Origin of the sequence: Chryseobacterium sp. PMSZPI (genome assembly GCF_002835665.1) — a bacterium.
GTDB lineage: Bacteria > Bacteroidota > Bacteroidia > Flavobacteriales > Weeksellaceae > Chryseobacterium.
Genome location: NZ_PIZV01000016.1, coordinates 11,922 through 24,609, shown reverse-complemented (window position 1 = coordinate 24,609; position 12,688 = coordinate 11,922). Strand labels below are relative to the sequence as shown.

The 12,688-nt window shown below is 35.3% G+C and carries 10 protein-coding genes; 8 read left to right on the top strand and 2 right to left on the bottom strand.

Annotation, left to right across the window (positions count from 1 at the left end; all coding sequences use genetic code 11):
- Positions 1-6: 6 nt before the first annotated feature.
- Positions 7-1,281: a hydroxymethylglutaryl-CoA reductase gene (locus CW752_RS03890; protein WP_228401607.1), complete on the top strand. Its 1,275-nt coding sequence runs from the start codon at positions 7-9 to the stop codon at positions 1,279-1,281.
- A gap of 81 nt (positions 1,282-1,362) precedes the next feature.
- On the opposite strand, the gene pncB is transcribed toward CW752_RS03890, so the two are convergent.
- On the bottom strand, positions 1,363-2,541 hold the full coding sequence (gene pncB / locus CW752_RS03885; protein WP_101238461.1) for a nicotinate phosphoribosyltransferase: 1,179 nt from the start codon (positions 2,539-2,541) through the stop codon (positions 1,363-1,365).
- 95 nt (positions 2,542-2,636) lie between these two features.
- Complete coding sequence (locus tag CW752_RS03880) at positions 2,637-3,113, bottom strand: Dps family protein (protein WP_101238460.1); 477 nt, start codon at positions 3,111-3,113, stop codon at positions 2,637-2,639.
- 204 nt (positions 3,114-3,317) lie between these two features.
- Between CW752_RS03880 and CW752_RS03875 the strand changes: the two genes are divergently transcribed.
- The 7 genes from CW752_RS03875 to CW752_RS03845 all read left to right on the top strand — a co-directional run bounded on the left by CW752_RS03875 (position 3,318) and on the right by CW752_RS03845 (position 12,442).
- Positions 3,318-4,841: a hypothetical protein gene (locus CW752_RS03875; RefSeq protein ID WP_101238459.1), complete on the top strand. Its 1,524-nt coding sequence runs from the start codon at positions 3,318-3,320 to the stop codon at positions 4,839-4,841.
- 519 nt (positions 4,842-5,360) lie between these two features.
- A complete protein-coding gene (locus CW752_RS03870; protein WP_101238458.1) occupies positions 5,361-6,314 on the top strand; it encodes a sulfatase-like hydrolase/transferase in 954 nt (317 codons plus the stop codon).
- Positions 6,315-6,495: 181 nt separating this feature from the next.
- Positions 6,496-6,909, top strand: a complete 414-nt coding sequence (rpsL, locus tag CW752_RS03865; RefSeq protein WP_002983146.1) for a 30S ribosomal protein S12 — start codon at positions 6,496-6,498, stop codon at positions 6,907-6,909.
- 23 nt (positions 6,910-6,932) lie between these two features.
- Positions 6,933-7,409, top strand: a complete 477-nt coding sequence (gene rpsG / locus CW752_RS03860; protein WP_027371737.1) for a 30S ribosomal protein S7 — start codon at positions 6,933-6,935, stop codon at positions 7,407-7,409.
- Between the two features lie 6 nt (positions 7,410-7,415).
- Positions 7,416-9,533, top strand: a complete 2,118-nt coding sequence (gene fusA, locus CW752_RS03855; RefSeq protein ID WP_101238457.1) for an elongation factor G — start codon at positions 7,416-7,418, stop codon at positions 9,531-9,533.
- A 16-nt stretch (positions 9,534-9,549) separates the two neighbouring features.
- Positions 9,550-9,855, top strand: coding sequence for a 30S ribosomal protein S10 (rpsJ, locus tag CW752_RS03850; RefSeq protein ID WP_002661363.1), 306 nt, complete (start codon positions 9,550-9,552; stop codon positions 9,853-9,855).
- Positions 9,856-10,171: 316 nt separating this feature from the next.
- On the top strand, positions 10,172-12,442 hold the full coding sequence (locus CW752_RS03845; RefSeq protein WP_101238456.1) for a TonB-dependent siderophore receptor: 2,271 nt from the start codon (positions 10,172-10,174) through the stop codon (positions 12,440-12,442).
- The last annotated feature ends 246 nt before the right edge of the window (positions 12,443-12,688 follow it).

Sequence of the window (12,688 nt, the reverse complement as noted above, 5' to 3'; positions counted from 1 at the left end):
ATTACCATGATGCCACAACTTAAAAACAAAATAGATTTTGCTAAATATGATGATATTGATCAGTTATCAATTGACGAATTAGAATCTTACCAATCTCATTTCGAATATGATTTCAATTTTGGAAAAATCCCGACGGAAGATCCTTATACATTAGAAGGGCAGCAAACTCGTCTGGCATTTATTAATCAAAAATTAAATACTTCAACAGATTATATTTCAGGAAAGAAAGTATTTGCTGATCATAATCTTTTAAAAGGAAATATTGAAAATTTTATAGGCATGGCACAGATCCCTGTTGGGATTGCAGGCCCATTAGTCATTAATGGAACTACGGCACGGGGTTCTTTTTATATTCCTATGGCTACCACGGAAGGTACTTTACTAGCTTCTTACAGTAGAGGAATGAAAGCATGCAGGGAATCTGGTCTTATGACAGTTGTATGTCTGCAAGAGGGGGTTCAGAGATGTCCATTGTTTAAATTTAACAATATAATTGAGTTGGGCAGGTTTGTTAATTGGATTTTACATCATAAACAAACGTTTATAGAGATTACGAATGCTACAAGCCGTTTTGCAAATTTATCAGATTTAGGGATCAATATCGATGGCAATGAATTAGTAATAAGATTTGAATATACAACAGGTGATGCCTCAGGACAAAATATGGTGACTATTTGTACCAATCAAATCTGTAAGTATATTATTGAATTTTGCCCGGTAAAACCTGTGCACTGGGTCATAGACAGTAATATGTCCGGAGATAAAAAAGGAACAGGTTTAGTGCTAACAAGGGTAAGAGGAAAAAAAATAACTGCGGAAATTGTATTAAAAAAAGAAATTGTACAATCTGTCTTACAAACTACCCCAGAGCTGATGGCTCGTACTGCCACTAGTTTTACTAACGGATGTATTAAATCCGGCGCCTTGAGCACTGGAATGCATCCTGCTAATGCTCTAGCAGCACTATTCATTGCTTGTGGGCAAGACGTGGCCTGTGTTTCTGAAGCATGTACTGCTATTACCAGGATGGAATTGACCGATAATAATGATCTCTATTGTTCTATTACGATGCCGAATATGATTGTAGGGACCATTGGTGGAGGTACTTCTCTTCCTACTCAGAAAGAATGTTTATCCATGATGGGTTGTTATGGAGAAGGAAAAGCTGTAAGATTTGCCGAAATATGTGTCGCTCTTTGTTTGGCTGGAGAAATATCTATTTTAGCCGCATTATCAGCCGGACAATTTGCAAATGCCCATCAAAAATTCGGAAGAAAGTGACAGCTACTATTACATTATAATTTTCTTTATGTGATAAATTTAAAAAGTGAGCCTATGTGACTCACTTTACTTTTATAATGTTTATTCTTTTATTCTTAAAAATTCTTTTGCCAATTCAATCATTTTAGGATCTCCTGTATATTTACCATGTTCATCAGATAGTTTTACTGTTGGGATCCATTCTTTATTAGGAGCTTGTACGCCGATGAGTTTCATTACGATGTTCATTGGCTTTAATCCAACATCGTTGGTAAGATTAGTTCCTATTCCAAAAGAGATTCCTATTTTTCCTCTACAGTAATTGGTAATTTCTTCCACTTTTTCAAGGTTTAAGGCATCTGAGAAAATAATGTATTTAAACATAGGATTGATGCCATTGTTTTGATAGTGGGCAATAGTTTTGTCTGCAAATTCCAGAGCATCACCACTGTCATGGCGAACACCGTCGAAAAGTTTTGCAAACTTTTTGTCAAACTGCTGGAAGAAAACATCAGTGGTGTAAGTATCAGAAAGAGCCACTCCCAGATCGCCTCTATAAACATCTACCCAATGCTCCAAAGCCAGTTCATTGGCCATTTTAAATCCATATTCTGCAGCATGGAACATAAACCATTCGTGAGCGTGGGTACCGATAGGCTTTACTCCATATTTCATTGCAAAATGGACGTTTGAACTTCCGATAAATGTTGAATCTTTTTTCTGTGTTAAAGCTTCCATTACCAAATTCTGAACCTTATAGGAATGTCTTCTTCGGGTACCAAATTCTGCAAAAGTTACTCCAAGTCTGCCTAATGAATCTGCTTTTTCAATCGTTTTGCTCATGACTACTTCATTAGAATCTCTTTCCATATGGTTCATCTCATAATGAAGCTCACTGATCAAAGCCAATAACGGGACCTCCCAAAGAATAGTTCTGTACCAAAGCCCTTCAACAATTACAGAAAGGTCTCCACCTTCCTGATGAATTTTTACTTCGGATGGATCATAATGATAACCTTCCAGGAAATCCAGGTAGGGAAGGTCTATGTATGGGCAAGTTCTTGCCATGAACTTTTTCTCATCTTTGGTGAGTTTGAGTTCGGCCATCTTATTTACGGCTTCTTTCAAAGCAACATCAAAACCTTCCGGAAAGTGGTGTTTCCCTCTGTTGATAAATTCATATTTTACAATAGAGCTTGGAAATAATTTTACCACCGCATTCTGCATGGTTATTTTATAAAAGTCATTATCTAGAATAGAGTTCAATCGTACGTCATTCATAATATGTGTAATTTTAACGCAAATATAAGAATTAAAAATAAAAATCGCCTAAATGTAAGACGATTTTTTTGAAATATTTCAATGCTTTTACGGACTTATTTTCCCAAATACGAATTATACATCCAAACTTCTTTTTCCTGTTCTGTAATATAGTCGCTCATCTGAGAGTTTGTACCTTCATCACCGGCTTCGTCGGTAATATCTAAAAGCTCTCTTTGAAGATCAAGCACTACCTTGAATGAACTTAAAATTTGTTCAACGCTTTTTGTACCATCACTTACTTCTTTACTTTCTTTGATGGTAGCGACTTTTAAATAATCTGAATAATTGTGTGCCGGAGTTGCTCCTAACGTTAGGATCCTTTCAGCAATTTCATCGATTTTTAAAACTAAACTATTATATAGCTCTTCAAATTTTGGATGAAGGGTAAAAAACTGATCTCCTTTGATATTCCAGTGAGATCCTCTTGTGTTTTGATAAAATACGGAGTAATTAGCTAAAAGTACATTTAATTTTTCTGCTATTTTCTTGCAGTCGGCTTCTTTAAGGCCTATAATACTTGCATTTTTCATATGTATATGTTTATTTTTTAGTTACTTTTTTATCTATATACAAAGTTATGAAATATTGTGCCGAAGACCCTTGATTATTAATAGATGATAACTATTAGAAAATTTTTTAAAATGGTTTGGAAGTATTAATATTGCAAAATGATGAGAAGCTTTTTAACGACTGCTGCGATATTTTTCGGGATATGTTTTATTTATATCTTGATAATGTTGTCCAGTACAGAGAATTATTTTACCTATATTCTGGATGATGCTTATATTCATTTGGCAGTTGCTAAACATTTTGCAATAAATGGAGTTTGGGGAATTACAAAATATGCTTTGTCGTCAACTTCTTCCTCTCCCGTTTTTACATTGATTATAAGTGCTTTAATCTCTGTTTTTGGAGATCATGCTCTCATACTACTGATTTTTAATTTGGCTATATCCGGATTACTTATTTTTTTCCTTAGTAAGTATTATTCATTGTTTTTGCCGGATAACAGATCAATTATCATGGCAAGTTTATTTAGTCTTTTCACGGCAGTATTGCATGTGCAGGTGATGTCCGGTATGGAGCATGTTTTACAGGTTTTTGTAATTGCAGTGAATATCTATTATTTTCAAAAATGGTATCAAAACAATTTTAAAATTGGATTTGATGCTTATGGCTTTTACTTTACTATATTACTGCTAGGGTTGGTGAGATTTGAAAGCATGTTTTACTTTCTGTCATTTGCTTTCGTATTCTTATTGATCAAAAAAATTAAAGAGGCTGCGCTGGTACTTGTTCTGGGGTTTGTCCCCATTCTTATCTTTGGATACTTTAATTATTCCAACAGTGGATACTTTCTTCCCAATTCGGTTATACTAAAAGGACCTTTATTGGATTTTTCGGGTAATATTTTTAAACAGCTTATTGAACTCTTTTTTGATAGGGTAATTGCCAATAGAAAATTTTATAAAATAGGATTATTCCCTTTGCTGGCATGTTTGTTCTTTATTTTTAAAGATTATAAAAAGAAAGAAAACTTTCAGAAGATTATCCTAAACAATTTCCTGCCTGTGGTGTGGATCTTTGCTTTTTTCATGCACTGCATGTTTAGCCGATTGCTTGAGATTTATCGCTATGAGGCTTATCTTTTAATGGCTTTTGCAATGATTTTTATTCCAAGAGTGAAGGTGTTTTTTACCAATCCGGTTTCGTCATTCAGATCAGAAAAGATAGCAGGAAGCTTATTGATTATAAATTTATTATTGCTCATCAATAAGTCTGTATATGGACATATTATGATAACGGGAGGTACTACTAATATTTATGAACAGCAAATACAGTCTGCAAGATTTCTGAAGAAATATTATAATGACTCGAAAGTAGTTGCGAACGATATTGGAGCTATTTGCTACTTTACGGATATTCATTTACTGGATTTTATGGGGCTTGGTTCTAATAATGTGGTTCCTTATAGAATAAAAACTAAAAAGCCGGGTGATGTATTTTATGATTTTCTGGCCCGATACTCCGGAGATAATAAATATGAATTGGCCATAGCTTATGATGAATGGTTGGATTGCAGGGCTCCTAAAAGCTGGAAAAAAGTGGCTTATCTTGAATTAAATGAAGAGAATGTTGTTCTTGCTCAAACCAACTTGTTTATTTATTCTATAGATCCCGGTAGTCGCGAATCCTTAATACAAAATATAAAAAAGTTCAATTGGAATAAAAATGTTAAGGTTAAAATTCTAGAATAAAATTTTGTAATGACCTGAAATAAATACCTAAGACCCGTTCTGCATTTTGATATTTTAACGGCAGCTTGGAGTAAAGTGGATTTGAAGCCGGGAGCTGGAAGCTGGAAGTGATGAAGATCATAAAGAATAACGATTCATCTTTTTTATAGATCTTGAGCCAAAAATTAATGATGTAATAGGCTGTTGATCTTTACAACTGAAAGTGGCTTCCCGCTTCTTTCTTCCAGCTTCCAACCCATTTCCCAGACTTTCTTGCTCCGAAATTCGGTGATTTTAGCTCAAAATGCAGAGCGAGTTAACCAAGATAAAAAATGGCCAAAATGATATTTAATATTCACTTGGTCATTTTTTATTTCATCATCTTCTTAATGGGTGGCATAATGACTCTTGTTTGATCTTTTATAATGAAACAATTATTCTCCTGTTGTTGAATTCTTAAGGAATAGATAACAATTTGTTAATGGATGTTGAAGCGATGTTTTCTAGTTTTGCATCCGAAATCCACAAATAAATAAATCTATGAAAAAGATCTTCTTGTATTTTGTCTTATCATTTTTATTATTTTCATGTAGTAACAATGATACGGACGCACAAACCAACACAAATCCGACAGAAAAGTACCAAACAAAAAATGTTGTACTATTAGTTGTTGATGGTCCTCGTATTTCCGAAACATGGGAAGCTCCCAACAAAGAGAATATCCCTAATAGGGTAAATCTTTTAAGCCAGGGAGTATTTATCAGTAATTTCAGAAATAATGGGACTACTAACACAAATCCGGGACATAGTGCTATGTGTTCAGGAGTGTATGAAAGTATCAAAAACGATGGAACTGAATTACCAGGATTTCCATCTGTGATGCAACAGTGGTTAAAATTTACCGGAGCCAACAAAACAAAAGCCTGGGTTATTGCTTCTAAAGATAAATTGGAAGTATTGAATGATTGTAAACTGGCAGATTGGAAAGGAAAGTTCCAGCCCAGCACCGATTGTGGGGTGAGTGGAAACGGTTCAGATTATCGTGATGATGCTATTACCATGACCAATACGAAAAAAGTGATGAAAGAATATAGCCCGAATATTATCGTAATCAATCTTAAAGATGTGGATTCTTACGGACACGCTAACAATTGGAATGAATATATAAAAGCTATAAAAACAACAGATGCTTCAATAAAAGAAATCTGGGATTATATTCAATCGCTTCCGGCATATAAAGATAAAACAACATTAATTGTTTCTAATGACCATGGCAGACATCTGGATGCTAAAGGAGGTTTTAAAAATCACGGAGATGATTGTGAAGGATGCAGACATATTGAGTTTTTTGCAATGGGGCCCGATTTTAAAAAGAATACAACCATTAATACTGGAAATTACGAACAAATCGATATTACCAGTACTATAGCAGAGCTTTTGGGAATGCCTTTACAATATGGAAAAGGAAAAGTAATAAAAGATATTTTTAAATAATAATAAAAAAATTGAAACAAACCTCCATGATCTAAAAATGATTAAAAATCATAAAAATCATGGAGGTTTTTTATTGTTATGAAAAACGAAAAAAATATTTTTGAAATAAATAAAAATACATAACTGCTTGTCAATTAAAAAAATATTACTATTTTTGCAGCCTAAAATAAAAAGCAATTAAATGCCTACTATTCAACAATTAGTAAGAAAAGGAAGAGCCACGCTTGCCAAGAAGAGCAAATCGGCTGCCCTTGATTCTTGTCCACAAAGACGTGGAGTATGTACGAGAGTATATACTACTACACCTAAGAAACCTAACTCTGCACTTAGAAAAGTAGCAAGGGTAAGACTTTCTAACGGTAAAGAAGTTAACGCCTATATCCCGGGCGAAGGACATAATCTTCAAGAGCACTCGATAGTATTGGTTAGAGGCGGAAGGGTGAAAGACCTACCGGGAGTACGTTACCACATCGTAAGAGGTGCATTAGACACCGCTGGTGTAAATGGAAGAACTCAGAGAAGATCTAAGTACGGAGCTAAGAGACCTAAACCAGGACAAGCTGCTGCAGCTCCTGCAAAAGGAAAGAAAAAATAATCATTAAATAAGGTACAGAAGCAATGAGAAAGACAAAAGCGAAAAAAAGACCGTTGTTACCAGATCCGAAATTTAATGATCAATTGGTAACGAGATTCGTAAACAACTTAATGCTAGACGGTAAGAAGTCTATCGCATTCAAAATTTTCTATGATGCATTAGATATCGTAGAAACTAAAAAAGGAGAAACTGAGAAAACAGCCCTTGAAATCTGGAAAGATGCATTAACAAACGTTATGCCTCACGTAGAAGTACGTTCTAGAAGAGTAGGTGGAGCTAACTTCCAGATTCCTATGCCAATCAGAGCTGATAGAAAAATTTCTATGGCAATGAAATGGTTAATTAGCTACTCTAAAAAGAGAAATGATAAGTCTATGGCTTTGAAATTAGCTAATGAAGTTGTAGCTGCTTCAAGAGAAGAAGGTGCAGCTTTCAAAAAGAAAACTGATACTCACAAAATGGCGGAAGCTAACAAAGCGTTTTCACACTTTAAATTCTAATCTGAAATGGGTAGAGATCTTAAATTTACAAGAAATATTGGTATTGCTGCTCACATTGATGCGGGTAAGACTACCACTACAGAAAGGATTTTATTTTATACAGGTGTAAACCACAAAATTGGAGAGGTTCACGATGGTGCTTCTACAATGGACTGGATGGAGCAGGAAGCAGAAAGAGGTATTACTATTACTTCTGCTGCAACTACTTGTTCTTGGAACTTTCCAACAGATCAAGGAAAACCTGTTGCAGATACTAAACCTTACCACTTCAACATCATCGATACACCGGGACACGTTGACTTCACTGTAGAAGTAAACAGATCTTTAAGAGTATTAGATGGATTGGTATTCTTATTCTCAGCAGTAGATGGAGTAGAGCCTCAGTCTGAAACAAACTGGAGACTTGCTGACAACTACAAAGTTGCTAGAATGGGATTCGTAAACAAAATGGATAGACAAGGTGCTGACTTCCTTAACGTGGTAAACCAGGTTAAAGAAATGTTAGGATCTAACGCAGTTCCAATCGTTTTACCAATCGGTGCTGAAGAAGATTTCAAAGGTGTTGTTGACTTAATTAAAAACAGAGCGATCATCTGGGATGAAGCTGGGCAAGGTGCTACTTTCGAGGTAGTTCCAATTCCTGAAGACATGAAAGATGAAGTTCTTGAATATAGAGAGAAATTAGTAGAAGCTGTTTCTGAGTATGACGAAACTTTGATGGAGAAATTCTTCGAAGATCCGGATTCAATTACAGAAGAAGAAATCAATGCTGCATTGAGAGCTGCTACTATCGATTTATCTATTATCCCAATGACTTGTGGTTCTTCATTCAAGAATAAAGGAGTACAGTTTATGTTGGATGCAGTATGTAAATACTTACCTTCTCCATTGGATAAAGATGATATCAAAGGTACTGATCCAAGAACAGACGCTGAAATTACAAGAAAGCCATCTGTAGATGAGCCTTTCTCTGCTCTGGCATTTAAGATTGCTACTGACCCGTTCGTAGGAAGATTAGCATTCTTCAGAGCATACTCTGGAAGACTAGATGCTGGTTCTTATATCTTGAACACTCGTTCAGGAGATAAAGAAAGAATCTCTAGAATCTATCAGATGCACGCTAACAAGCAAAACCCGGTAGAATATATTGAAGCTGGTGATATTGGTGCAGCGGTAGGATTCAAGTCTATCAAAACTGGTGATACGATGTGTGATGAGAAAAACCCGATCATTCTTGAATCTATGGTTTTCCCTGATCCGGTAATCGGTATCGCTGTTGAGCCTAAAACTAAAGCTGACCAGGATAAAATGGGTAACGCTCTAGCTAAATTGGCTGAAGAAGATCCAACGTTTACGGTAAGAACCGACGAGGCTTCTGGACAAACGATCATCTCTGGTATGGGTGAGCTTCACTTAGATATCATTGTAGACCGTATGAAGAGAGAATTCAAGGTTGAAGTAAACCAAGGACAACCTCAGGTAGAGTACAAAGAAAACTTAACGAGAGTTGCTCAACACAGAGAAGTTTACAAAAAACAATCTGGTGGTAAAGGTAAATTCGCTGACATTGTATTTGAACTAGGACCTGCAGACGAAGGTAAAGTTGGTTTAGAATTCATCAATGAGATCAAAGGTGGTAACGTTCCTAGAGAATTCGTTCCTGCAATTGAAAAAGGATTTAAAGCTGCAATGAAGAACGGTCCATTGGCTGGTTTCGAAGTTGAAGGTATTAAAGTTACTCTTAAAGATGGATCTTTCCACGCAGTGGATTCTGATGCTCTTTCATTTGAAATGGCTGCTAAATTAGGATTTAAAGAAGCGGGACGTGCTGCTAAGCCAGTAATTATGGAGCCTATTATGAAACTGGAAGTTGTAACTCCGGAAGAATACATGGGTAACATCATTGGTGACCTTAACAAGAGAAGAGGTACTATCAGTGGTCAGGAAGAGAAAAATGGAGCTGTTGTAATCAAAGGTTCTGTTCCACTTTCTGAAATGTTTGGATATGTAACTACTCTAAGAACACTTTCATCAGGAAGAGCTACTTCTTCTATGGAATTAGAGAAGTACCAAGCTACTCCACAAAACGTTGCTGAAGAAATCATAGCTAAAGCAAAAGGTTAATTTTTAAATTAAAGAAATGTCACAAAGAATCAGAATAAAACTAAAATCTTACGATTACAACTTGGTAGACAAGTCTGCTGAGAAAATCGTAAAAACGGTAAAGGCTACTGGTGCTGTTGTAAACGGTCCAATTCCATTGCCAACGAATAAGAGAATCTTCACAGTGTTGAGATCTCCGCACGTAAACAAGAAAGCAAGAGAGCAGTTCCAATTATCAGCTCACAAGAGACTAATGGATATCTACTCTTCTTCTTCTAAAACTGTTGATGCTCTAATGAAATTAGAACTTCCTTCAGGAGTTGACGTTGAAATTAAAGTGTGATAATTTGCATACTTTGCAATGATTATAGAATCCGTTCCTTTTTAGGAACGGATTTTTTTTTGCCATAAAAAGTGTCGGAATATTTCAAATAGAAGGTTAAAATGGTGAAACTTTTTTTTTAATTTAATGATCCGTAACCATAAACTGGGTTTGAAGTGGTATAGCTATTCATCTTGTTAATACGTTGTTTTATTTTGAATGTTTCTAAATAACACTTTGGAATCTGATATTGATTAGTCTTTTGCGGGTGACATATGTCAGTTTATATTGTTTATTTAGAATTAATAAAAACAATAAATTTGCAAAAAATCATTAAATGAATAAAGTAGTATCCTTTTCTCTGCTGTTATTGGGTGGGGTTCTTGCAAATGCACAGAAAGTGAATGATTCAATTAAACATAAAAAAATTGAAGAAGTAGAACTATTTGGTGACAGAAAAAAACAACCGGAAGGCCTGGAAGCAATTACAAGATTGCCACTAAAAACCAGAGACCAGATCCAAAGTATTTCTGTAATCTCTCATAAAGCAATCGAAGAATTAGGAGCACTTACCGTTACTGATGTAGCTAAAAATGTACCTGGTGTAACTTTATTCTCCAGTTATGGAGGAGGAAGTGAAAGTATGTCCATCAGAGGATACCGTGGAGTTCCCGTATTAAAGAATGGAGTTCAGATGGATTCTGACTTCCGTACTGCAGGAATGATGACCGATATGCAAGGGGTAGAAAGTATCCAGGTTATTAAAGGTTCTGCCGCAGTAAGCCAAGGAATTGGAAATGGTTTAGGGTCTGCAGGTGGTGTTATCAACGTAGTAACTAAAAGACCTCAATTTATTGACCAGACTAATGTTGGATTCCGTTACGGAAGCTGGGATTTTTACAGACCAACAGTAGACTTCCAGAGAGTCTTGGATTCTGAAGGAAAAGTAGCGGTGAGATTCAACGGAGCTTATCAGAATAACAATTCATTTAGAAGTCATGTAAAAGGAGAAAGAATTTACGTAAATCCATCAGTGGCATTCCGTCCGGATGATAAAACATACATCAATGTGGAGATGGATTATTTGCATGATAGAAGAACACCGGATAGAGGAACTATCAATACGGCTCCCGGAGATGTAGAAGCACTTTATCATATGCCTAAAGGGAAGTTCTTAGGATATACTTCTGACTATGCAATAACAGAAACTTATAATTTTGCAACTACTGCTATTCGTAAGCTTAATGATAAGTTGAAAGTAAGAGCCGCTTTTGTAAACTCTGTAAGCAATTCTGATAGTGAGGCTTCATCAATATCGTTACCAACAGGCGGAACAGATTATAATATCAGACAGCGTACAATCGGTAAATCCGAATCATTGGACATCAACAGAGTTTTACAATTAGACTTCATTGGTGAAAACGTAAAAACAGGTTTTATCAATCATACTTTCCAAGTTGGATTTGACTGGAGAGAATCAGAAACATCTTCTGTTACCTATAATGCATACAAAAACTCGATCTCAAGGGAAAATCTAATTACAGCAAGACCAAGAAAAGAGAAAATTGGTGATAAAATGGTAGATTTTGCGGCTAATCCTCTTGATATTATAGATGTAGTAAATGGAGGGATTCCTAATACACTTCCTGTAAATGTTATCTATGAAAACAAAGGACGTTCTAATATTGTGATGACTCCGACTATAGGAGCAATGGCACAGGATGTAATGTCTATTGGTAAATATGTGAAAGCACATTTAGGAATCAGATATAGCAGATTGAATGGTTCTGGCAATCAGATAGTTGATGCGTGGAATCCTTCTTTTGGGCTAATTCTTTCACCAATTGAAAATATTAATCTGTTCGGATCATATACAACAACAACTTCTTTAAGATCATCAAATAATATATTGCAAGCAGGTGGGTTTGTTGGGCCATCAAATACAAAACAATGGGAGGCGGGAATTAAATCAGATTGGTTTAATGAGCGTTTAAGATTCAATGTTACTTGGTTTGATATTAATACACAAAATTTATCATTCCAGATTTTAGGTGAAAACTATACTCCAATAAAAGATGCAAATAATAATAATCTTTATGGATTAGCGGGTAACCTGAGAAGAAAAGGAGTAGAAGTAGAACTTATTGGAAGAATTTTACCAAACCTTCAGGTGATGTCAGGATGGGCTTACTTAGATGCTCAATACCAGAATAGTCCTGCTTATATGGATGGATCAAGACCAATGAATGCACCAAAGCATACTGCTAATGCATGGTTAAACTATAAATTCAATATGGGTATTTTAGATGGTTTAGATATTGGAGCAGGAGTTTATTATGTTGGAAAACGTCCGGTAGATGAATATAGTAAGCAAACATCTATGGCCAATCATATCAACAGTGTAAGAGCTGGTGATAAACCTTTCGATATGCCTGATTATACTACAGTAGATGCACAAGCAGGATATACGCTCAAAAATGGTGTTGGGGTAAGAGTATTCTTCAACAATATTTTCAATGCAGTAGGGTATAGTTCTTACTTCAGAGGAGGGTATATTGATCAGATCCAACCTAGAAACTTTGCAGTACAGGTAAACTATAAATTCTAATCAACAAATTACTCTCATATTAACTTTTTTTAATTTATTCATATCAATTTTAATTTTGGAAACATTAAGGCGGTAACACTGTCTTAATGTTTTTTTTTGAATACCCTATAAAGGCTTTGTTTAAAAAATCTCTACAGGAAAGCAAGGAGGAAATGTAACAGTTATCAATGAGGAATCAATAATGAGATAAGTAGCTTTGTGTAAGTGAATGGGAATGCCTTATATGAATTTTATATACCTCATTTT